Here is a 22,547-nt window from a genome sequence, read left to right on the forward strand (position 1 = left end):
AGGCATTTTTGCGTTCAGCTACTTTCAGCCAAAGATTGATGCGTGCATGACATCTCATGCCTGTTGTGACACGCTCCGTGGCGCACTCCGAACCCGGGCGGCTCCGTCGAGCGGCTCGGGTTCCCCCACCCACAAGCTGTGGCAAGGAGAGCGACATGAAGTTCACCCCCACCCTGACTGGCTTGGCCGCGCTGGTGATGGCGGTCGGCATCGGTGTTCCTCCGTCGGCCTATGCGAGCGGCACCGCTGCCGGCGCGGAGGTCGACGGCGTGATCGTCGTCTCTGGGAACACCTGTAGTTGGACCGGTGCCGATGCCAGTGCGGCTCCGCCGAGCGCGCTCACCGTCGACCGGTCCACGATCAACAAGCCGGGCGGGAACCTGACCTGCGGCGGGGGCATCACCGCCTCGCTCAACAACAACCCGGCCTTCACCTTTGACGACGCCGCCGGTACGGCGACGACGGACGTCATCGACCTCACCGGGAAGCAGTCGTTCGTCTCCTGCCGCTACAAGGTGACGAACATCGTCTGGAACCGGGACGGGGCCACCAGGAAGTACGTGAACACCCCCTTCACGGCCACCAAGGTCTCGGGCTCGTTCCTGTGCCCGGGGTCCTTCAGTGCCGCGGCCGGGGAGGCCTCCGTCGTGTTTCGTTGAGTCGGGGCGCCCTGCGTGATCGATGGGTCGGTGCGGTGCTGCTCGCCGTGCCGGCCATCGGTGCTCGGGGCGCTACAGACGGCCGGCTGCTTTGAGAGCGAGGTACGCGTCGGCCAGCGCGGGGGCGAGCGTGTCGGGGGTGGCGTCGACGACGGTCACGCCGTGGCGGTGGAGCTGCTCTGCGGTGCGGGAGCGCTGGGACCCGGTCTGAGTGGCTGCCGCGGCCTCGTAGACGCCCTCGATCGTGCCGCGGGTCGCGGCCATGCGAGCGATGTGGGGGTCGGAGACCGAGGCGATCAGGACCGTGTGGCGCTGGGTGAGCTGCGGCAGGACCGGGAGGAGGCCCTCCTCGATCGGGGCGGCGTCGAGGCTGGTCAGAAGGACGATCAGGGAGCGGCGGGGCGCGCGGGCGAGGGCCGTCGCGGCCAAGCCGCGGGCGTCGGTCTCCACCAGCTCGGGTTCGAGTGGGGCGAGGGCGCTGACCACGGCGGGAAGGACGTCGCCGGCGGAGCGGCCCTGGACCTGGGCGCGGAGGCGCCGGTCGTACGCGAGGAGGTCCACGCGGTCACCGGCGCGGGAGGCGAGCGCGGTGAGGAGCAGAGCGGCGTCCATGGAGGCGTCCAGGCGGGGGACGTCGCCGACGCGTCCGGCCGAGGTCCGTCCGGTGTCCAGGACGATGAGGATGTGGCGGTCGCGTTCGGGGCGCCAGGTGCGGACGGCGACCGTGGTCTGGCGGGCGGTGGCACGCCAGTCGATGGAGCGGGTGTCGTCGCCGGGGACGTACTCGCGGAGGCTGTCGAACTCCGTTCCCTCACCGCGGGTCAGCACGCTGGTGCGGCCGTCGAGTTCACGGAGCCGGGCCAGGCGGGACGGAAGGTGCTTGCGGCTGGTGAACGGGGGCAGGACCCGGATGGTCCAAGGGACCTCGTGGTTGCCCTGGCGGGCCGCGAGGCCGAGGGGGCCGTACGAGCGGACGGTGATCCGCTCGGCGCGGCGGTCGCCGCGGCGGGTCGGGCGCAGGCTTGTGGTCAGGCGGCGGCGCTCTCCGGCGGGGACGGTCAGGCGCTGGCGTGAGGAAGCCTGTTCGGTGCCGGGGACCCAGCTGCTGGGCGGCCAGGCGTCGCGGAGCTGGGCGCGGAGGCGGCGGCGGGACGGGTTGGTGACCGTGAGCTGGACGTCTGCCGCGTCACCGAGTCGAACGGATGTATCACCACTTCGGGTGAATTGGAGCGTTCGTACTGGCGCGGCCAAGGCGTAGTCGCACAGAATTGCGAGGGAGAGGGGCACGTTCACCGCGAGCATCCCCGTCCAGCTGGGGGCGAGGATGCCGACGGGGAGCGATCCGAGGGCGGCGATCAGCGCGGTTCGTCCGGTGAGGGCCATGGGGCGCCGTTCTCAGCGGGGTACGGGGACGTGGGCGAGGATCGAGTTGATGACGGAGTCGGGGGTGACTCCCTCCATCTCGGCCTCGGGCCGCAGGTGGATGCGATGACGCAGGGTGGGGAGAGCGAGGGCCTTCACATCGTCCGGGGTGACGTAGTCCCGGCCGGTGAGCCAGGCCCAGGCGCGGGCGGTGGAGAGCAGGGCGGTGGCGCCTCGGGGGGAGACCCCGAGCGTGAGTGAGGGGGATTCACGCGTCGCACGACAGATATCGACGACATAGCCGGCGATCTCGGCGGAGACCGAGACCTTGGCGACGGCGGCCCGAGCGGCTTCGAGTTCGGCGGGGCCCGCCACGGGGCGGACTCCGGCGGCCTTCAGGTCGCGGGGATCGAAGCCCTCGGCGTGACGGGTGAGGACCTGGATCTCGTCCGTGCGGGAGGGCAGAGGGACCGTCAGCTTCAGTAGGAACCGGTCCAGTTGGGCCTCGGGGAGGGGGTAGGTGCCCTCGTACTCGACGGGGTTCTGGGTCGCGGCGACAAGGAACGGCTCGGGCAGGGCGCGGGGGGTGCCGTCGACCGTGACCTGGTGCTCCTCCATCGCCTCCAGGAGGGAGGACTGGGTCTTCGGGGGCGTGCGGTTGATCTCGTCGGCCAGCAGGAGATTGGTGAAGACCGGGCCGGGCTGGAAGGAGAACTCGGAGGTCCGGGTGTCATAGACCAGGGAGCCGGTGACATCACTCGGCATCAGGTCGGGGGTGAACTGGACGCGCTTGGTGTCGAGTTCGAGTGCGGAGGCGAGCGCGCGGACCAGCAGGGTCTTCGCGACGCCGGGGACGCCTTCGAGGAGGACGTGCCCCCGGCAGAGCAGGGCGACGACGAGACCGGTGACGGCGGGGTCCTGGCCGACCACGGCCTTCGCGATCTCGGTGCGCAGGGCCTCCAGGGAGGCGCGGGCGCTGTCCGAGTTCGTAGCGGTCTCGGGGGTCGGGGCGCTCATGAGGTGCGTACCTCTCTTTCGAGGGCGTCGAGTTGGTCCGCCAGGCGGATGAGAGTGGCGTCGTCGGCGGGAGTTGGGCCGAAGAGGAGGTTCGTGGGGTCCGCGGTGGTTTCGGGGAGACGGGCCGAGAGTGCGGGGAGGAGGCGATCGGAGGAGTGGGCGTCCTGGACGGGGACGCCGAGCAGCGGGGCGATCCGGGTGCGGGTCGCGGTGCGCAGCACCGAGGCGGCGCGGTCGCGGGCGTTCGCCTTGCGGTAGAGGCGGGCGCGGCCCTCGGTGGCCTCGGAGGCGCGAAGGGCGACGGGGAGGCGCTCGGTGACCAGGGGGCCGAGGCGGCGGCCGCGCCAGATGGCGGCGAGCACGGCCGCGATCGCGAGCTGGAGCGTGCCCCAGAGCCAGCCGGAGGGGATCAGGGCGAGGAAGTCGCCCGTCGTGTCGTCGTCGGAGGCGTCGGCGGAGGCATCGGTCAGGGAGGGGAGGTACCAGACGAGATGGGGCCGGGAGCCGAGGAGTTGCAGGGCGAGCGAGGCGTTGCCCTGCTGGTCGAGACGGTTGTTGTAGAGGATGTCGGGCGAGCCGAGGAGCACCGTGTCGGTGCTGTTCGGGCCGGGGAGGCGGAGCAGGGACGGCAGGCCGTCGGAGGGGTAGCAGGAGTCCGCGGAGGTGCCCGGGGCGGTGGCGTAGCGCTCGCCGCCGAGGTCGACGCTGCCGGCGCGGGTGGCGGCCGACAGGGTGCAGGAGGGGTCGCGGTTCTCCACGGGGGTGCTGGTGGCGCTGGTGACCCCTGGGGTCAGGGTGGGGAGGGAGGACGGTCCGGCGCCGAGGAGGACCGTTCGGCCGACGGAGTCCGTCATGGTCCGGCGGAGAGTGGACTGCTGAGCCCCCGTCAACAGGTCGGGTGTGGTGACCAGGAGGGTCGAGCCGGTGTCGGTCGCGGCCGTGGCTTCGTCGAGGGTGGTGGCGAGGGTGAGCGTGACGCCACGGGCCTTGAGGAGTTCGGCGACGGCCCGGCTCCCGGTCGGGTCGGCGGAGCGGGGGTCGAGGGCGCCGTGGGCCTCGGTGGACCGGACCGTCGCGAGGACGAGGCCTCCGATGAGGACGAGGGCGAGGACGAGGGCGGCGCCGCGGGTTCGGGTCCAGACCTGACGGGCGGAGGGGGCGGTCGACGTGGTGCTGGTGACCGGGCGGCTCATGCGGGCGTCCCCGTGGGGGCGGTGTCGAGGGTGGGACGGGTGCGCTCCAGGGCGGTGTCCAGTTCCTCGATGCGGCGGTACGCGGGCTCGTCGGCGGTGCGGCCGCCGTATGTGACGTCGTCGAAGACGCGGACGGCGAGGCGCAGGTCGTCGGCGTGGGAGGGCAGGGAGCGGCTTGCCTCGGCGGCGGCCTCGTCCGCGGTGCGGCCGGGGCGGGGGTCGAGCAGGGCGCGTTCTTCGAGGGAGCGGACGATGGCCCGGGTGCGTTCCTGGACGGCCTGGTTCCAGCGGCCGGCCGAGGCGTGCCGGGCGGCGGCCGCGCGGTGTTCGCCGGCAGTGCGGGGGCCGTCCGCGAAGAGGGAGTCGCCGGTGGTGCCGGGTGTCCGGCGGGGGGTGCCGAGGCGCCACCAGAGGGCGGCGACCACGGCGATCACGAGCAGGGCGACCACGACGAGGCCGATCACGCCTCCGGGGGTGGCGCCGGACGCGGCGCCGAAGAGGTCGCCGAGCCACTCCCAGAAGCGGTCGAGGCCGCGCTGGAGCAGGTTCGGGTCGTTCTCGTGGTACCTCGGCTCGGACAGCTCCCGTTCCGCCGCCTCGCGGGCGGGGACGCGGGAGATGTCCACCGGGATGTCGCCGTCGGCGCGGAGCCGCGCCGGAGCCGTGGTCGTTCCCCCCGTGACCGTCACGGCATCAGCCCCCGACGGTCTGGTCGCCCGGTGTGGGGCCGTAGCCGGGGAGACCCGCGGCCCGTGCCAGTTCGAGGTCCAGGGCTTCACGGCGGATGCGCTGGTCCACGTACAGGAGGACCGTGACGCCGGCCGAGATCGGGTAGGTGATCGCGCTGGTGATCACGCCGCCGATGCCCGTGATGATGAGGAACGGCCAACCGAAGGTGGTGGACGAACCGGAGAGCATGCCGGAGAAGCCGTCGCCGTCGACCGCGATGCCGATGATGGTGAACGGGATCGCGATGATCATGGCGAAGATGAAGATCAGCAGCTGGGTGAGGAGGGTGATGCCGAAGATCCGCCACCACGAGCCCTGCACCAGCTTCGCCGAGCGCTTCAGCGAGGGGATCACGCCACCGCGCTCCAGCATCAGGGCGGGGGAGGCGAGGCTGAAGCGGATCATCAGCCAGATGGCCGCCGCCACGGCACCGAGTCCGCCGAGGAGGGTCAGGGCCACGCCTGCCGGGCCGCCGATCAGGAGACCCGGGAGCAGACCGACCATGACGATGCCGGCGCTCAGCGCCGCGAGCAGCAGGGTCAGGCCGATGAGCTGGAGGAGCCTGGGCCGGGCCTCCTGCCAGGCGGCGCCCAGCGAGACCGGGCGGCCGAGCACGGCGCGGCTGATGACGACGGTCAGCAGGGCCGCGCTGACCAGGGACGCCATCAGGGTCACGAGCAAGGCCGGTCCCAGGCCGACAAGGGACGCCTGGGCCGCTTCGAGGGACTGTTCGAGTGCCTCGGCGGGGGTGGCGTCCGGGCTCGTGGCGGGAACGTCGGGGACGAGATACCGCTGGGCCAGGATGTCGGCGATCTGGGAGATCACCGCGACCGTGACGGTGATCGCGAGGACGGTGCGCCAGTAGGTGCGGAGGGTCTTCACCGCGCCGTCGAGGATCTCGCCCATGCCCAGCGGGCGCAGCGGGATCACACCGGGCTTCGCGGCCGGCGGCCTGCCCCAGTGGACGTTCGGGGGAGGAGCGCCCCAGCCCGGGCCCTGGCCGGGTGCCGGGGGCGGAGTCTGGCCGGTCGGCGGGGACCACTGGCCGGCGGGCGGCTGGTCCTTGGACCACTGAGGGGCGGAGCCGTTCGCGTCGGCCGGAGCGGCGGGCCGGGGGACCCCGGAGCCGTCCTGGTCGTCGGAGGGGGCGGATCCGGGCGAGGTCCAGCCCGGAGTGTCGTTCACGGTCGTCCACCTCGGAGGAATGGTCGCGGTGCCGGATCGGCGAACCGGCTCGGTCACGGCGGCCGACACCTGACACGGCGGCGGGCCGGGTGCCATCGTGCCACGCGGGGCCCGCCCGTGGGCGGGAGCGGCCTTGTCCTTCGTACCTTTGTCCGGACCTTCGGTGTGCGAGCGGCTGGCGGGACCGTGCGGATACCCGATCATCACCACGGTCGAATCAGTCCCCACCACCGGCTCCGCACCCGAAGCCGACGCTGCCGTCCGGACCGCTGTCCGTGGTGTGGGCGGGGCCGTCGTCGAGGGCCCTGGCCATGCGGAGCAGCGTGCGCCCGAGGCCGTCGGGGACGGTGCGGGTGCTGAGCAGTCCGTATCGGACGGGGCCCGGGTCGAGCGCTGCGGGGCCTTCACGGGCGTACGCGGGGAGGCCTCCCGCGGATGCCGCGGTCGCGAGTCGGCGCCGCCCCGATCGGGTGGTCCGTCGGCGTCGGCCGCGGACAAGGCCGAGGGAGACGAGTCGGCGGGCGAGTTCGTCCACCTCGGGGGAGTGCCTGAGGGCCTCGGTGACCTCCTGGACGCGCTTGCTCCGTGGGCAGGCGGCGACGACCGCGCGTTCGACCGGATGCCGGGGACGTTCGTCGCCGACGCTGCGCAGGCGAGCGGCCCGCATGGTCAGCATCCCGCGCTCGGTGAGCGAGACGATCGCTGTCTCCACGACCCGGCGCTCGCCGCCGGCGAGGTAGGCGTAGTCGTACAGGTCCAGTGCCTCGCCGATGTTCTCCGCTGGTGTGCGGTGGTACGTCGTTGCCATACCGCCTCCCCTCTCCGGACGCGCCTTCGCGCGCATGGTTTCTCGGCGGGGGAGTTCCGGCTCGGGTATCGGCCGTGTTCAGAGGTTCTTCTGAGCTTTGACGGCCGTTGGGGGGAGCGGGATGTGGCGGGATCGCGCGGTCGAGTGCGATGCATGGGCCGGGCCGGGCGGCACGCGGTACGGTTCGGGGCGGCCACGGGGGCCACGGGGGTGACAGCCATGACTGACATCGACACCCACGGACACGGACGGTCATCAGTAGCCGATCCAGGACGTCACCGCAGGTCAGTGAGGTATCTCACCAGCCGCCTTGAGACTGATACGGAAATGGGATGATGTCGATATGAAGGGACGCGTTCTTGTCGTCGACGACGACACCGCACTGGCCGAGATGCTCGGCATCGTGCTGCGGGGAGAAGGGTTCGAGCCGTCGTTCGTCGCGGACGGTGACAAGGCGCTTGCCGCATTCCGGGAGGCCAAGCCTGACCTGGTGCTGCTCGACCTGATGCTCCCCGGAAGGGACGGCATCGAGGTGTGCCGCCTGATCAGGGCCGAGTCGGGTGTGCCGATCGTCATGCTCACGGCCAAGAGCGACACGGTCGACGTGGTCGTGGGTCTGGAGTCCGGGGCCGACGACTACATCGTCAAGCCGTTCAAGCCGAAGGAGCTCGTGGCCCGTATCCGGGCACGCCTGCGGCGGTCCGAGGAGCCGGCTCCCGAGCAGCTCACCATCGGTGACCTGGTCATCGACGTGGCGGGGCACTCCGTGAAGCGGGACGGGCAGTCCATCGCCCTGACCCCGCTGGAGTTCGACCTGCTCGTCGCGCTGGCGCGCAAGCCGTGGCAGGTGTTCACCCGCGAAGTGCTCCTGGAGCAGGTCTGGGGCTACCGGCACGCGGCCGACACCCGGCTGGTGAACGTGCACGTCCAGCGGCTGCGCTCGAAGGTCGAGAAGGACCCGGAGCGCCCGGAGATCGTGGTGACCGTCCGTGGTGTCGGGTACAAGGCGGGACCGAGCTGACATGAGCACAGGCAGTACTGCTCCGAAGCCCGGGGACCCGGGAGTCCGTACGGGGCGGGCTGCCGGACCGGGGCGGGGGGGCTCGCGTTCCGGCCGCCCGCCGCGCGGTGGAAGGCTGTTCAGGGACGGGGCGCCGGGTGGACCGGTCCTCCGGCTCTTCGCACGCTGGGTGCGCCGGCCGCTGCTGCCCGCCGTGCGGCTGTGGCGGCGGAACATCCAGCTGCGGATCGTCGCGGGCACCCTGCTGATGTCCCTGGGAGTGGTGCTGTTGCTCGGCCTGGTCGTGATCGGCCAGGTCCGCAACGGACTGCTCGACGCCAAGGAGAGGGCCGCACAGAGCCAGGCCGCCGGTGGATTCTCGGCTGCCCAGGACCGGGCGGCGACGACCCCCTCGGCACCCGGCCAGCAGGACGGCGGGCGCGCGGGTGCCTCCGTGAACTGGCGCTCCACGCTCGTCGAGCAGCTCGCCAGCGGTGGCCAGAGCGCCTTCAACGTGGTCGCGCTCTCCCTCGACACGGGTGAGGCCGCGAGTCGCGGCGCCCGGGCCTCCGGCGAGGTCGACCCGACCACCAGCATCCCCGCCCAACTACGGCACTCGGTGGCCCAGGGCACGGACACCTTCCAGAAGTTCACCCGCATCCACTACACCAGCGGCAAGGCGTCCGAGGCCGGTCTGGTGATCGGCAAGCGGCTCAACGACGCCGAGGGCACCCAGTACGAGCTGTACTACCTCTTCCCGCTGACCCAGGAGGAGGACTCCCTCACCCTGGTCAAGGGCACCCTCGCGACCGCCGGACTGTTCGTCGTGGTGCTGCTCGGCGCCATCGCCTGGCTCATGGTGCGCCAGGTCGTCACACCCGTACGGATGGCCGCCGGGATCGCCGAACGGCTCTCGGCCGGCCGCCTCCAGGAACGGATGAAGGTCACCGGCGAGGACGACATCGCCCGGCTCGGCGAGGCCTTCAACAAGATGGCCCAGAACCTCCAGCTCAAGATCCAGCAGCTGGAGGAGCTGTCGCGGATGCAGCGACGGTTCGTCTCGGACGTCTCGCACGAACTGCGCACCCCGCTCACCACGGTCCGGATGGCCGCCGACGTGATCCACGAGGCGCGGGTCGACTTCGACCCGATCACCGCCCGTTCCGCCGAACTCCTCGGGGACCAGCTCGACCGCTTCGAGTCGCTGCTCTCCGACCTCCTGGAGATCAGCCGCTTCGACGCGGGAGCCGCGGCCCTGGAGGCCGAGCCGATAGACCTGCGCCAGGTCGTGCGCCGGGTCATCGGCGGCGCCGAACCCCTCGCCGAACGCAAGGGCACCCGGATCGTGGTCGTCGGCGACAAGCAGCCCGTGGTGGCCGAGGCGGACGCCCGCCGGGTCGAGCGGGTCCTGCGCAACCTCGTCGTCAACGCCGTCGAACACGGCGAGGGCAAGGACGTGGTGGTGAAGCTGGCCGCCGCCGGTGGAGCCGTCGCCGTCGCCGTACGCGACTACGGCGTCGGACTCAAGCCGGGCGAGGCGACCCGGGTCTTCAACCGCTTCTGGCGCGCCGACCCGGCCCGCGCGCGCACCACCGGCGGCACCGGCCTCGGCCTGTCGATCGCGGTGGAGGACGCCCGGCTGCACGGCGGCTGGCTCCAGGCCTGGGGCGAGCCCGGCGGAGGTTCGCAGTTCCGGCTCACCCTGCCGCGTACCGCGGACGAGCCGCTGCGGGGCTCCCCGATACCCCTGGAGCCCGAGGACTCACGGCGCAACCGCGAGCAGGCGGCCGCCGGGCGCGCCCAGGACAGTGCCCGCCTCACCGCGGTGCCGGCGCAGCCCGCCGGAGACCGGACCCAGCTCCCCGTACCGCCGAGGCTGCCCGCGCCGACGCGGGCGACCGTCGACCCGACCGCCCTGCCCGGCAGCGGCTCCCGGGTCGTGGCGCGCGCGGCGACGGACAACGACGGCGGCGGGGCGGCGGGTCCGGCGACGGCAGATGCACACGGGAACGCGGAGCGGGAGGACGGGACACGTGGGCGCTGACTCCCGAAAGGGGCACGCGGGGCGGGGCTTCCGAATGAGGCACGGAGTGTGGGGCTTCCGAGTGGGGCACCCGGATCAGGGATTCCGCCCGGGGCAGGGGAGGAGCGCCCGCGCGGTGATGATCGCCGCGTGCGGCGGGCTCCTGGTGACCGGGTGCGCGACGATGCCCGACAACGGGGACGTCCAGCCGGTCGGGGGCGCCAACCAGGGCGACTCGCAGGTGCGGGTCTACGCCGTCGCACCCCGGGAGAACGCGAACCCGGACGAGATCGTCGACGGCTTCCTCGAAGCCATGACCAGTGACGACCCCGGCTTCGCCACCGCCCGCAAGTACCTGACCAAGCACGCCGCGCAGACCTGGAAGCCCGAGCAGAGCATCACCGTGCTCACCACCGCGCCCGACCGCGACCAGGCCGACCGCAACGCCGACCCCGACAACCAGGGCCGCGCCTATCCGCTCTCCGGGCGCAAGATCGCGACCGTGGACGACCGTCACGCGTACCAGCCGATCAGCCCCGCCAAGTACCTGCAGTCGATCCACGTCGTGCAGCAGCCCACCGCCAACGGCAAGGGCAGGGAGTGGCGTATCGACAGCCTGCCGCCCGGCCTGGTGCTCGGCGAGGCCGACTTCCTGCGCAACTACCGGTCGGTCAACAAGTACTACTTCGCCTCCAGAGAGGACTGGGTCGTCGCCGACCCGGTCTACATCCGGCAGCGCCAGGACCCCGTCACCCGGATGGACCCGGTGACGCAGACGGTCAGGGCGCTCCTCGAAGGCCCCACGGACTGGCTGAAGCCGGCCGTCGACTCCAGCTTCCCCTCCGGTACGGAGCTGAAGAAGGGCGTCACCACACTCACCACCGACGACCAGTCCACGCTCAAGGTGCCGCTCAACGCCAAGGCGGACCTGGTGGGCGGCGAGCCGTGCCGTCGGATGGCGGCGCAACTGCTGTTCACGCTGGGCGACCTGACCTCCGTACGCGTCGAGCAGGTGGAGCTCCAGGGGTCGAAGGGCCCGCTGTGCAGGCTCGGCAAGGGGCAGGCGGCGGAGTTCGCCGCGGTCCGGAACACGGACCGGGACGAGAACCCGTACTTCGTCGACGAGCACCACAAGCTGATGATGCTGGACGTCGGGGGCAAGGAGGCGAACGCGCCCACCGAGGTGCCCGGCCCGCTCGGCAAGGGCACCACGCGGCTCCAGTCGGTCGCCGTCGACCGGGGCGAGACCCGCGCCGCCGGGGTCGGGGAGGGCGGCCGCGAGCTGTACGTCTCCTCCATCACCACCGAGCAGGAAGCGGCGCCGGCGATCCTGCGCAGCAAGGCCGCCAAGCCCACCGAGCGGCTGTCCGCGCCCAGCTGGGACGGCCGGGGCGACCTGTGGATCGCCGACCGCGACCCCGCCGCGCCCCAGTTGTGGATGGTGCCCGACGGCACCGGCGACCCCGTCAAGGTGCGGACACCGTGGCCGGCGGACGACGTCAGGATCGAATCGCTGCGGGTCTCCGCCGACGGGGTCCGGATCGCCCTCGTGGTCACCCGGGGCGGGGACACGACCCTGCAGATCGGCCGGATCCAGCGGCAGACGTCGGGCGACGAACCGGTCGTCTCCGTGGACGACCTCCAGCCCGCCGCGCCCCGGATGGAGTCGGTGACGGCCGTCTCCTGGGCCGGGCCGAGCCGGCTGGTCGTCGTCGGCAAGGAGGCGGGCGGCGTCCAGCAGATCCGCTACCTCCAGACGGACGGTTCGACCTCGGCGAGTTCGGTGCTCCCCGGTCTGAACGGGGTCACCTCGGTGGCCGCGCCGCACGACGACTCCGTGCCGGTGGTCGCCGACTCGGGCAACGACGGCATCGTGCGCCTCGCGCCGGGCACGAACTGGCAGCCGATGGTCAAGACCGGGACCTCGCCGGTCTATCCGGGGTAGCGATTCCCACCACCGGTCGGGGTGGCCGACCCCGGCACCCCGCCGCGTGACCTCCGCGGCGGGCGCGGCGGGGCGCACCTGACGTACTCCGGGGGCACCCGTGGGTTTTCCACAGGGGTGGCCGGGGTGCTCGGGAAGGCGCACAGTGGAGCCATGCGGGGGTGGTGGCGCGAGATCGCCGGGCTGGTGCTGCCGGTCGCCTGCGGAGGCTGCGGCCGGCCGCGCACGGAGCTGTGTCCGTCGTGCGAGGACGCCCTGACCGGGGCGGGGGAGGGGCCGCGCAGGGTGCGGCCGTCGCCCGAGCCGGCGGGGCTGCCCGTCGTCCATGCCGTCGCGCCGTACGCCGATGCCGTACGCGAACTCCTCATCGCCCACAAGGAACGCGGGGCGCTCACCCTCGCCCGGCCCCTGGGCGGCGCGCTCGCCGCCGCCGTGGAGACCGCTGCCGGGGTCACCGAGGGCCCCGGGGCGCGACCGCTGCTCCTCGTACCGGTGCCGTCCTCACGGCGCTCCGTGCGGGCGCGTGGCCACGATCCGACGCGCCGTGTCGCACTGGCCGCGGCGGCCCGGCTGCGGAGCGCGGGACGGCCGGCGCGGGTCGTGCCCGTGCTGCGGCAGCGGCGGTACGTGGCGGACCAGGCGGGTCTCGGAGCCCGTGGACGGCTCGCCAACCTCACCGGCGCGCTGGAGGTCGTGCCCGGCGGCGGGCGGCTTCTCGGGGCGGGAAGGGTGGTGCTCGTCGACGATCTGATGACCACGGGAGCCTCGCTGGCGGAGGCGGCGCGCGCCCTCGGAGCCGTACACCTTCCGTTCATTCCTGGAATACCGCACGGGTTACCGGCAGGTTTACCGGACGGTTCGGCGCAGCACGGATTCGAACAGCGGGTAGCGGCTGTGATCGCATCCTCTCCCGCTTCGTTCGAAATAAACCGGAACTCGCCAGGAACTTGGATCGTTGCAGGTGGTGAGAGGTGAAAGCACTCGAACGGAGCTATGTCGCGGTAGCGGGTGCCGACACCCGTCCGAAGGGGCTATGTTCGGTTGTGAGGAATGGTGAAAGCCATCGCCTCACCGAATACATGGTTGCGCCTACAGGACAGGAGTTCAGGGCGAATTAACCTCTTGTCGATGGGGTGGGGATCTTGTCGACTGGGGAGGAGGAGGTGAAAGTCGCCAAGTCCGAGCTCCGGTAACCACCGGAGTCTGGTGCAAAGGGAGATGCCCGGCGGCCGAGAGAGCCGACCAGGGCGATCCGGGAACGGAGTTCTGCGTGGACATCGTCGTCAAGGGCCGCAAGACCGAGGTGCCCGAGCGGTTCCGCAAGCACGTGGCCGAGAAGCTGAAGCTGGAGAAGATCCAGAAGCTCGACGGCAAGGTGATCAGCCTCGACGTCGAGGTGTCCAAGGAACACAACCCGCGGCAGGCCGACAGGTCGGACCGCGTGGAGATCACCCTCCACTCCCGAGGCCCGGTGATCCGGGCGGAAGCCGCTGCGGCCGACCCGTACGCGGCGCTCGACCTCGCCAGTGACAAGCTCGAGGCACGACTGCGCAAGCAGCACGACAAGCGGTACACCCGCCGTGGAAACGGCAGGCTTTCGGCGGCGGAGGTCGGGGACGTGGTGCCCGGCGCCGCCCAGCTCAACGGAGACGGCCAGCTCGTCGCCGACGAGTCCGACAAGGTGCCCACCACGATGATGGGCTCGATCGAAGTCCAGGGCGAGGGCCCGCTGGTGGTCCGCGAGAAGACCCACCGGGCCGCACCGATGACGCTCGACCAGGCTCTCTACGAGATGGAGCTGGTCGGACACGACTTCTACCTCTTCGTCGACTCCGACACGAAGCAGCCGAGTGTCGTCTACCGCCGGCACGCGTACGACTACGGCGTCATCCACGTGGAGAGCGACCCGCTCGCCGAGGGTGGCGGCGCCGGCGGTGCGCTCGGCGGCTGACCGCCGCTTCGCGCCCCCCCACACCCCAATTGCCTCTCACGGTGCCCCTGGAGCGCTCTTCGCGCCCCCAGGGGCACCCCCGTGCGCCTGCGGATCACCCCGTTGCCGCCGGAGCATGAAAGCATGGCGTGCACGCCAACCGGTGCTCCCTGAGTAGCGGTTGGAGGACCGGAAACGAATTCAGGCCACGGCCTTCAGGGGGAGGAACGATGGCGGACAGCTTCGGACCGGTGCTCAGCGGGCGTGAGCACGGTAGCGCGGCCCCGGAGGGATCGGATTCGGACAGCGACACATTCCGCAAGGAGCCGATCCGGGTCCTCGTCGTGGACGACCACGCCCTCTTCCGTCGCGGACTGGAGATCGTCCTCGCGCAGGAGGAGGACATCCAGGTCGTCGGGGAGGCCGGGGACGGGGCGGAGGCCGTCGACAAGGCAGCCGATCTGCTGCCGGACATCGTCCTGATGGACGTACGGATGCCCCGGCGCGGCGGCATCGAGGCGTGCACCTCCATCAAGGAGGTGGCCCCCAGCGCGAAGATCATCATGCTGACGATCAGCGACGAGGAGGCCGACCTCTACGACGCGATCAAGGCGGGGGCCACCGGCTACCTCCTCAAGGAGATCTCCACCGACGAGGTCGCGACGGCCATCCGCGCGGTCGCGGACGGGCAGTCGCAGATCAGCCCCTCGATGGCGTCCAAGCTCCTCACCGAGTTCAAGTCGATGATCCAGCGCACCGACGAGCGCAGACTCGTGCCCGCGCCCCGGCTGACCGACCGTGAGCTGGAGGTCCTCAAGCTGGTCGCGACCGGCATGAACAACCGGGACATCGCCAAGGAACTGTTCATCTCCGAGAACACCGTGAAGAACCACGTCCGGAACATCCTGGAGAAGCTTCAGCTGCACTCCCGGATGGAGGCCGTCGTCTACGCGATGCGGGAGAAGATCCTGGAGATCCGGTAGCCGGGCCGTGTCCGGGGAAGTCCCGCGCGGGCCGCGGCGCCCGGCCATGACCTAGCCCAGGGCCGCGACCAGGTCCTTCGCCAGCTCCGGGGCGTCCACCCGCTCCACCTTCACCGCGTCGCAGCCGACCCATTCGGCGGCCTCGCGCAGCGCCCGTGCCACCGCCGGTACGGCCTTCGGGCCGTCGAGCGTGACCTGACGGGCGACGAGCGTGCCGCCCTCCCGTGCCGGGTCGACCCGGCCGACCAGACGGCCGCCGGCGAGGACCGGCATCGCGAAGTAGCCGTGGATCCGCTTCTGCTTCGGCACGTACGCCTCCAGACGGTGCGTGAAGCCGAAGATCCGCTCCGTGCGGGCCCGCTCCCAGATCAGCGAGTCGAACGGCGACAGCAGGGTCGTACGGTGTCGGCCGCGCGGCTCCGAGGCCAGCGCCGCCGGGTCCGCCCAGGCGGGCTTCCCCCAGCCCGCCACCGTGACCGGCACGAGGCCCGCGGCCTCGACCACCGCGTCGAACTGCTCGCCCTTGAGCCGGTGGTAGTCGGCGATGTCCGCGCGCGTGCCCACGCCCAGCGCCTCGCCCGCCTGCCGGACAAGGCGTCGCACGCACTCGGTGTCGTCGAGGTCGTCGTGGAGCAGGGCCTGCGGGATCGCCCGCTCCGCCAGGTCGTACACCCGCTTCCAGCCGCGCCGCTCGACCACGACCACCTCGCCGTACATCAGCGCCCGCTCGACGGCGATCTTGGCGTCCGACCAGTCCCACCACTCGCCCTTGTTCTTCGCGCCGCCCAGCTCGGTCGCCGTCCGCGGCCCCTCGGCCCGCAGCTGGTCGATCACCTTGTCGTACGCCCCCGCCGACAGCTCGTGGCCCCAGTGCGGGCGGTCGCGGTAGGCGCGCCTGCGGAAGGCGAAGTGCGGCCACTCCTCGACGGGCAGCACGCAGGCCGCGTGCGACCAGTACTCGAAGGCGTGGGAGCCGGTCCAGTAGGCGTCCTCGACCGTCGTACGGCCCACGGCGCCCAGCCGCGCGTACGGAATCAACTCGTGCGAGCGGGCCAGGACGGAGATCGTGTCGAGCTGGACCTGGCCGAGCCCGCGCAGCACCCCGCGCACCCCGGCGCGGCGGTCGGGCGCACCCAGGAAGCCCTGGGCTCGCAACGCGATCCGGCGGGCTTCGTCGGCGGACAGTTCGGCGGCGGCGCGCGGCACAGTCGTCATGGACCGCACCCTAGGCCCCGGCACTGACAGCCGATCTCGCGTGCCAGGTCAGGGCCTTGACCGGCAGGACACCGCTACGGCCTGGAGGCGGGTTCCTCGCGGGCCGGGAGGTACGGCAGGGGGCTCGGGAGGCCGAAGTCGGAGGGGAGCAGGGCGGCGATCCAGCCGTCCCGGAGCGTGCCCTTGTTGGTCAGGGCGGCACGCTGGGCGCCCTCCATGACGAAGCCGACCCGCTCGGCCACCGCGCGCGAGGCGACGTGGCCGATCTCGGCGCGCCAGACCAGGCGGGTGCAGCCGAGCCCGGTGAAGGCCCAGTGGGCGACGGCCCGGACGGTCTCCGTCATGTATCCGCTGCCGCGGTGCTCGCCGGCCAGCCAGTAGCCGACCTCCCAGACGCCCATGCCGCGGCTGCTCAGGGTGACGGCGGCGAGCAGCGGTCCGCCGGCCAGCGGTTCGACGGCGAAGGTGTACTCGGTGTCCTCACGCCAGCCGTCGGGCACGAGCCGGTTCAGGAAGAACTCGGCGTCCTGGCGCGTGTAGGGGTCGGGGACGACGGTCCAGCGCCGGATGTCCGGGTCCTGACAGATGGCGTACACCGCGTCGGCGTCCTCGGGAACGAAGTTCCGCAGCCGCAGTCGGTCGGTGGTGAGGGTGATCGGCTCCATGTGTGGATTCTGGTGAGCAGCCCGACCGGATGCGAACACTTTTCGGGTGGGGCGGCACCTTCCGCCCACCTCGTGCGTTCTCTTTCCGGGCGGACGTACGGCTCCGGCACTGTGGGCCTCCCTTCGCGAGGGCGGTCTCGCTTACGATGGCCGTTGCGGTGGGGACCACCTGCCGTGCCCGCGCTCGCGTCCATGACAAGACCCAGTGCCAGGCCCGACCGGCAAGGAGACCAGCCTCAGTGTCCGTCTTCAACAAGCTCATGCGTGCAGGCGAAGGAAAGATCCTGCGCAAACTGCACCGCATCGCGGACCAGGTCAACTCCATCGAAGAGGACTTCGTCAACCTCTCCGACGCCGAGTTGCGGGCGCTCACCGATGAGTACAAGCAGCGGTACGCCGACGGCGAGAGCCTCGACGACCTGATGCCCGAGGCCTTCGCGACGGTGCGCGAGGCCGCCAAGCGTGTTCTCGGTCAGCGCCACTACGACGTCCAGCTGATGGGTGGAGCCGCGCTCCACCTCGGTTACGTCGCCGAGATGAAGACCGGTGAGGGCAAGACCCTCGTCGGTACCCTCCCGGCGTACCTCAACGCGCTCTCCGGCAAGGGCGTGCACCTGATCACGGTCAACGACTACCTGGCCGAGCGTGACTCCGAGCTCATGGGCCGGGTCCACCGCTTCCTGGGTCTGACCATCGGCTGCATCCTCGCCAACATGACGCCGGCCCAGCGCCGTGAGCAGTACAACTGCGACATCACCTACGGCACGAACAACGAGTTCGGCTTCGACTACCTGCGCGACAACATGGCGTGGTCCCAGGATGAGCTCGTCCAGCGCGGCCACAACTTCGCCTGTGTCGACGAGGTCGACTCCATCCTCGTCGACGAGGCCCGTACGCCGCTGATCATCTCCGGCCCGGCCGACCAGGCGACGAAGTGGTACGGCGACTTCGCCAAGCTCGTCACCCGTCTTTCCAAGGGCGAGCCCGGCAACCAGCTCAAGGGCATCGAGGAGACCGGCGACTACGAGGTCGACGAGAAGAAGCGCACCGTCGCCATCCACGAGGCCGGTGTCGCCAAGGTCGAGGACTGGCTCGGCATCGACAACCTCTACGAGTCGGTGAACACCCCGCTCGTGGGCTACTTGAACAACGCCATCAAGGCGAAGGAACTGTTCAAGAAGGACAAGGACTACGTCGTCATGGACGGCGAAGTCATGATCGTCGACGAGCACACCGGCCGTATCCTCGCCGGCCGCCGCTACAACGAGGGCATGCACCAGGCGATCGAGGCGAAGGAAGGGGTGGCGATCAAGGACGAGAACCAGACCCTCGCCACCATCACCCTGCAGAACTTCTTCCTGCTGTACTCGAAGCTCTCCGGCATGACCGGTACGGCCATGACCGAGGCCGCCGAGTTCCACCAGATCTACAAGCTGGGCGTCGTCCCGATCCCCACGAACAGGCCGATGATCCGCAAGGACCAGTCCGACCTGATCTACCGGACCGAGGTCGCCAAGTTCGCCGCCGTCGTCGACGACATCGCGGAGAAGCACGAGAAGGGTCAGCCGATCCTCGTCGGCACGACCTCCGTCGAGAAGTCCGAGTACCTCTCGCAGCAGCTCTCCAAGCGCGGTGTGCAGCACGAGGTCCTCAACGCCAAGCACCACGACCGCGAGGCCAGCATCGTCGCCCAGGCCGGCCGCCGCGGCGCCGTCACCGTCGCCACGAACATGGCCGGTCGCGGTACGGACATCAAGCTCGGCGGCAACCCGGACGACCTCGCCGAGGCCGAGCTGCGCCAGGCGGGTCTGGACCCGGTCGACCACGTCGAGGAGTGGGCCGCGGCCCTCCCCGCCGCCCTGGAGCGCGCCGCGAAGGCCGTGAAGGCGGAGTTCGAGGAGGTCAAGGAGCTCGGCGGGCTGTACGTCCTCGGTACCGAGCGCCACGAGTCCCGCCGTATCGACAACCAGCTGCGCGGTCGTTCCGGCCGTCAGGGCGACCCGGGCGAGTCCCGCTTCTACCTCTCGCTCGGTGACGACCTGATGCGCCTGTTCAAGGCGCAGATGGTCGAGCGCGTGATGGCCATGGCCAACGTGCCGGACGACGTGCCGATCGAGAACAAGATGGTCACCCGGGCGATCGCCTCCGCCCAGTCGCAGGTCGAGACCCAGAACTTCGAGACGCGCAAGAACGTCCTGAAGTACGACGACGTGCTCAACCGGCAGCGCCAGGTCATCTACGGCGAGCGCCGCCGCGTCCTGGAGGGCGAGGACCTGCACGAGCAGATCCAGCACTTCATGGACGACACGATCGACGACTACATCCGCCAGGAGACCGCCGAGGGCTTCGCGGAGGAGTGGGACCTCGACCGTCTGTGGAACGCGTTCAAGCAGCTCTACCCGGTGAAGGTCACCGTGGAGGAGCTGGAGGACGCGGCCGGTGACCGAGCGGGCATCACCGCCGAGTTCATCGCCGAGTCGATCAAGGACGACGGCCGCGAGCAGTACGAGACGCGCGAGAAGCAGCTCGGCTCGGAGATCATGCGCGAGCTGGAGCGGCGCGTGGTCCTGTCGGTCCTGGACCGCAAGTGGCGCGAGCACCTCTACGAGATGGACTACCTCCAGGAGGGCATCGGCCTGCGCGCCATGGCGCAGAAGGACCCGCTGGTCGAGTACCAGCGCGAGGGCTTCGACATGTTCACCGCCATGATGGAGGGCATCAAGGAGGAGTCCGTCGGCTACCTGTTCAACCTGGAGGTCCAGGTGGAGCAGCAGGTCGAGGAGGTCCCGGTGCAGGCGAGCAGTCCGTCGCTCGCCAAGGAGGACGCGGTGCCCGCCGGCGCCGGTCGTCCGGAGATCCGCGCCAAGGGGCTCGACGCCCCGCAGCGGCCGGACCGGCTGCACTTCTCCGCGCCGACCGTGGACGGTGACGGCGGTGTCGTCGAGGGTGACTTCTCCTCGGACGACGTCGACTCGGGTGACGGGATGACGCGGGCGGAGCGCCGCAAGGCGCAGAAGAACGCGGGTGGCGGGCGTCGTCGCAAGAAGTGACGCCGGCTGAGAGCTGAGCGGAGGGGTCGGTTGCCCGGTGGGCGGCCGGCCCCTTCGTCATGCGGGGTGGGGTGCCGTGCCCAGGCCGTCGAGTTCCACCGCGGCGCAGCGCCAGCGCTGGTCCTCGCCGCGCTCCAGGCGGAACGCCATGGCCCGTACGCGGGCGCCGGTGGCGATCGTGGCGAAGGCCTCCACCGCGGTCCGGTCGTCGTCCACCTGGACCGAGCAGCGGCGCAGGACCGGGCGGGGGCCGAGCGAGCGCAGGGGCGTCTCCGGGGCGATCCGGACGAGCTGCTCGTACGCCTCGCCGACGGTGTGCCCCAGCATCCAGTGGACCGGGCGTTCGCCGCTGAGCACGGCGAGGAGCCGCTCGGCGAAGACGGTGTGCGGCGGGAGGGCGCGCGGGCGGCTCGTGCGGGGGTGGGTGCCCGCGGGGCCGCGGGGGCGGGTGCCCGCGGGCCCGCCGGGGGCCCGGCGGGGGCGTGGGGTGCCGGTGGTGGTGAGGGTGGTGGTGCTCATGGTGGGCCTGCCCCTGTCGTCGCGTCACCGAGTGATACCGGTCAGTAACTTTCCGTTGGGGATCTTGTACGGGTGGGCTCGGAGGGGCCGCAAGGAGTCCGCCGCCGCCGGGCGGGTCGAAAACGGAATCACCTATCCGGGTGACGCGGGAGAAAATCGACTCTCGGGGGGCCTGAGAAGGGCCTCGCGGGGTGGACGTACGCCGACTCCGGCCGGCCACCCCGAAGGGGGACTCCGCGGATATCCTGAGGGCCTCTCCGTCTACGAAAGCGGCCAGCCATGCGCGTGTACGTCCCCCTGACCCTCCCCGGTCTCGCACAGGCGCACAAGGCGGGCGAGCTGGGCCCCGGTCCGCTGACCGCCTACGCCGTCACCCCCGCCCTGCGCGAGTGGTACGTCTCCGACGACATCGAGGAACTGGAGTACGCGGCGCTGAACCGGGCCGCGTCCGCCTCCCTGCGGCTGCTCGCCGGCGACCCCGAGGCGCCCCGGCGCCGGATCGTCGTCGCGATCGACGTCGCCGACAAGGACGCCGCCACGGACCCCGACGGGGCACTCACCGTGAGCTCCATCGGCGAGGTCCGGATCGCCGGGCCCGTCCGGCTCGCCAAGGCGGCGGCGGTGCACGCGGACGCGGACGACGCGGAGGCGGACGTGACGGCGGCGGCGGACGCGCTGGGCGCGGCGGACCAGGGGGACGACGACGCGCAGTTCGTCGTCGACGGGGCCGAGGACCACGAGCTGCTGTGGTTCGGCGTGCAGGAGATTCCCGCGCTGCTGGGCTGAGGTCCCCGGGTCTTGGGTGTCGGTGGCGGCGGGTACCGTCTTTCCATGGGGAAGCACGACGGCTTGCGCGGCAAGCATCTGGTCTGGGACTGGAACGGCACACTGCTCGACGACATCGGCGCGGTCATCGGGGCGACCAACGCCGCGTTCGCCGAGCTCGGGCTCGAACCGATCACTCTTGAGCGGTACCGCGAGCTGTACACGGTGCCGGTGCCCAAGTTCTACGAGCGGCTCATGGGGCGGCTGCCCACCGACGCCGAGTGGTCCGTCATGGACGGCGCCTTCCACCGGCACTACTGGGAGCGGGCCGAGGGGTGTGGGCTGACCTCCGGGGCCGCGGAGCTGCTCGCGGCGCGGCAGGAGTCCGGGTTCACGCAGTCGCTGTTGTCGCTCGCGCCGCACGCGGATTTGATACCGCTGGTGCGGCGGCACGGGATCGCGGAGCGGTTCGTGCGGATGGACGGGCGGGTGGACGCGTCCACGGACGGGAAGTCGGGGCACATGGTGCGGCACCTTGCCGCGCTGGGCGGTGTGCCGGCGGACCGGGTCGTCGTCATCGGTGACGCCGCGGACGATGCGTTGGCCGCGGCGCATGTGGGGGCCCGGGCGGTGCTCTACACCGGGGGGTCGCACAGTCGGGCGTCGCTTGAGCGGGTGGGTGTGCCGGTGGTGGACTCGCTCGTCGAGGCCGTGGCTGTCGCGGAGGAGCTGGTCTAGCGGCTTGCGGGTCCGCCGGGTGGTGGGCGGGGCTCGCGGGGCCGGGTGCGGCCCGGTGGGGCGGTGTGCCCACCCGACCGGGTGCGGCCCGGTGGGGGGTTGTGCCCACCCGTTCCGCCCCTGCGGAACGTATGCCCACAACCCCCGGCGCGGGTCAGCTCTTGGCTCGGAGGACCTTCAGGAACTCGCGCATCCAGGTGGGGTGGTCCGGCCAGGCCCTTGAGGAGACCAGGAGGCCGTCCACCACCGCCGCGCTGTCCTGGAAGGTCGCGCCGGCCGCCTGCATGTCCAGCTCCAGCGCGGGGTACGCCGTGACCCGGCGGCCCTCCAGGCCGCCGATCGCCGCCGTCAGGAGCGGGCCGTGGCAGATCTGGGCCACCGGCTTGTCCGCGTCGAAGAAGGCCTTGAGGATCTTGCGGAGCTCCGGGTCGTTGCGCAGGTACTCCGGGGCCCTTCCGCCCGGGATCACCACGGCCACGTACGCGCCCGGGTCGACCTCCGAGAAGGCCAGGTCGGCGGGCCAGGTGTAGCCGGGCTTCTCGGTGTACGTGTCGAAGCCGGGCTCGAAGTCGTGGACGACGAAGCGCAGCTGTTTGCGGGCGGGGGCGGCGATGTCGACCTCGTAGCCCTCTTCCAGCAGCCTCTGGTAGGGGTACATCACCTCCAGCGACTCCGCCGCGTCACCGGTCACGATCAGGATCTTCGCCATGGCTCTCCCAGATCACAGATGGTCGGTCTGCCGTGCTGCGTCCATGCTCGCG

The 22,547-nt window shown here is 71.4% G+C and carries 20 protein-coding genes; 10 read left to right on the forward strand and 10 right to left on the reverse strand.

The window, feature by feature from the left end; translation table 11 throughout:
* The first annotated feature begins 155 nt into the window (after positions 1–155).
* Positions 156–659, forward strand: coding sequence for a hypothetical protein (locus tag OG259_RS25595; protein WP_328944394.1), 504 nt, complete (start codon positions 156–158; stop codon positions 657–659).
* 72 nt (positions 660–731) lie between these two features.
* Here the strand turns inward: OG259_RS25595 and OG259_RS25600 are convergent, their stop codons facing one another.
* The 6 genes from OG259_RS25600 to OG259_RS25625 all read right to left on the reverse strand — a co-directional run bounded on the left by OG259_RS25600 (position 732) and on the right by OG259_RS25625 (position 6,953).
* A complete protein-coding gene (locus tag OG259_RS25600; RefSeq protein WP_328944395.1) occupies positions 732–2,042 on the reverse strand; it encodes a DUF58 domain-containing protein in 1,311 nt (436 codons plus the stop codon).
* A gap of 12 nt (positions 2,043–2,054) precedes the next feature.
* Entirely contained in the window at positions 2,055–3,038 is a 984-nt protein-coding gene (locus tag OG259_RS25605) for an AAA family ATPase (RefSeq protein ID WP_328944396.1), read from the reverse strand.
* The gene (locus tag OG259_RS25610; protein ID WP_328944397.1) at positions 3,035–4,231 is read right to left on the reverse strand and encodes a DUF4350 domain-containing protein; all 1,197 of its coding nucleotides are present in this window, start codon (positions 4,229–4,231) and stop codon (positions 3,035–3,037) included. The genes OG259_RS25605 and OG259_RS25610 overlap by 4 nt, the downstream gene beginning before the upstream one ends.
* Positions 4,228–4,920 carry a DUF4129 domain-containing protein gene (locus tag OG259_RS25615; RefSeq protein WP_328944398.1) on the reverse strand — a complete coding sequence of 231 codons (693 nt, stop codon included), beginning with the start codon at positions 4,918–4,920 and terminating at the stop codon, positions 4,228–4,230. Before OG259_RS25615 ends, OG259_RS25610 begins: the two co-directional genes overlap by 4 nt.
* Before the next feature lie 4 nt (positions 4,921–4,924).
* A complete protein-coding gene (locus tag OG259_RS25620) occupies positions 4,925–6,145 on the reverse strand; it encodes a DUF7544 domain-containing protein (RefSeq protein ID WP_328944399.1) in 1,221 nt (406 codons plus the stop codon).
* 217 nt (positions 6,146–6,362) lie between these two features.
* On the reverse strand, positions 6,363–6,953 hold the full coding sequence (locus tag OG259_RS25625) for a TIGR04222 domain-containing membrane protein (RefSeq protein WP_328944400.1): 591 nt from the start codon (positions 6,951–6,953) through the stop codon (positions 6,363–6,365).
* 343 nt (positions 6,954–7,296) lie between these two features.
* Here OG259_RS25625 and mtrA point away from each other — a divergent pair, with 343 nt between their 5' ends.
* From mtrA to OG259_RS25655, 6 genes are all read left to right on the forward strand, one after another.
* Positions 7,297–7,974, forward strand: a complete 678-nt coding sequence (gene mtrA / locus OG259_RS25630; RefSeq protein ID WP_010356958.1) for a two-component system response regulator MtrA — start codon at positions 7,297–7,299, stop codon at positions 7,972–7,974.
* A gap of 1 nt (position 7,975) precedes the next feature.
* Positions 7,976–9,997 carry an MtrAB system histidine kinase MtrB gene (gene mtrB, locus OG259_RS25635; protein ID WP_328944401.1) on the forward strand — a complete coding sequence of 674 codons (2,022 nt, stop codon included), beginning with the start codon at positions 7,976–7,978 and terminating at the stop codon, positions 9,995–9,997.
* Between the two features lie 118 nt (positions 9,998–10,115).
* On the forward strand, positions 10,116–11,921 hold the full coding sequence (locus OG259_RS25640; protein WP_328947174.1) for an LpqB family beta-propeller domain-containing protein: 1,806 nt from the start codon (positions 10,116–10,118) through the stop codon (positions 11,919–11,921).
* 153 nt (positions 11,922–12,074) lie between these two features.
* The gene (locus OG259_RS25645) at positions 12,075–12,896 is read left to right on the forward strand and encodes a ComF family protein (protein WP_328944402.1); all 822 of its coding nucleotides are present in this window, start codon (positions 12,075–12,077) and stop codon (positions 12,894–12,896) included.
* Between the two features lie 295 nt (positions 12,897–13,191).
* Positions 13,192–13,872, forward strand: a complete 681-nt coding sequence (hpf, locus tag OG259_RS25650; protein ID WP_055603779.1) for a ribosome hibernation-promoting factor, HPF/YfiA family — start codon at positions 13,192–13,194, stop codon at positions 13,870–13,872.
* A 209-nt stretch (positions 13,873–14,081) separates the two neighbouring features.
* A complete protein-coding gene (locus OG259_RS25655) occupies positions 14,082–14,834 on the forward strand; it encodes a response regulator transcription factor (RefSeq protein ID WP_328944403.1) in 753 nt (250 codons plus the stop codon).
* A 51-nt stretch (positions 14,835–14,885) separates the two neighbouring features.
* On the opposite strand, the gene OG259_RS25660 is transcribed toward OG259_RS25655, so the two are convergent.
* Complete coding sequence (locus OG259_RS25660; RefSeq protein WP_266892478.1) at positions 14,886–16,049, reverse strand: winged helix-turn-helix domain-containing protein; 1,164 nt, start codon at positions 16,047–16,049, stop codon at positions 14,886–14,888.
* A gap of 74 nt (positions 16,050–16,123) precedes the next feature.
* Complete coding sequence (locus OG259_RS25665; RefSeq protein WP_328944404.1) at positions 16,124–16,714, reverse strand: GNAT family N-acetyltransferase; 591 nt, start codon at positions 16,712–16,714, stop codon at positions 16,124–16,126.
* A gap of 239 nt (positions 16,715–16,953) precedes the next feature.
* Between OG259_RS25665 and secA the strand changes: the two genes are divergently transcribed.
* Entirely contained in the window at positions 16,954–19,764 is a 2,811-nt protein-coding gene (gene secA / locus OG259_RS25670; RefSeq protein ID WP_328944405.1) for a preprotein translocase subunit SecA, read from the forward strand.
* 57 nt (positions 19,765–19,821) lie between these two features.
* Here the strand turns inward: secA and OG259_RS25675 are convergent, their stop codons facing one another.
* On the reverse strand, positions 19,822–20,283 hold the full coding sequence (locus tag OG259_RS25675) for an Rv3235 family protein (protein ID WP_328944406.1): 462 nt from the start codon (positions 20,281–20,283) through the stop codon (positions 19,822–19,824).
* 279 nt (positions 20,284–20,562) lie between these two features.
* Between OG259_RS25675 and OG259_RS25680 the strand changes: the two genes are divergently transcribed.
* The gene (locus tag OG259_RS25680) at positions 20,563–21,069 is read left to right on the forward strand and encodes a DUF6912 family protein (RefSeq protein WP_328944407.1); all 507 of its coding nucleotides are present in this window, start codon (positions 20,563–20,565) and stop codon (positions 21,067–21,069) included.
* Between the two features lie 45 nt (positions 21,070–21,114).
* The gene (locus OG259_RS25685; RefSeq protein WP_328944408.1) at positions 21,115–21,786 is read left to right on the forward strand and encodes an HAD family hydrolase; all 672 of its coding nucleotides are present in this window, start codon (positions 21,115–21,117) and stop codon (positions 21,784–21,786) included.
* Positions 21,787–21,940: 154 nt separating this feature from the next.
* Here OG259_RS25685 and OG259_RS25690 read toward each other — a convergent pair whose 3' ends face one another.
* Positions 21,941–22,495 (reverse strand): DJ-1/PfpI family protein, encoded by a 555-nt coding sequence (locus OG259_RS25690; protein ID WP_328944409.1) that lies wholly within the window; start codon positions 22,493–22,495, stop codon positions 21,941–21,943.
* Positions 22,496–22,547: the final 52 nt, after the last annotated feature.

It is taken from the genome of Streptomyces sp. NBC_00250 (assembly GCF_036192275.1).
GTDB lineage: Bacteria > Actinomycetota > Actinomycetes > Streptomycetales > Streptomycetaceae > Streptomyces.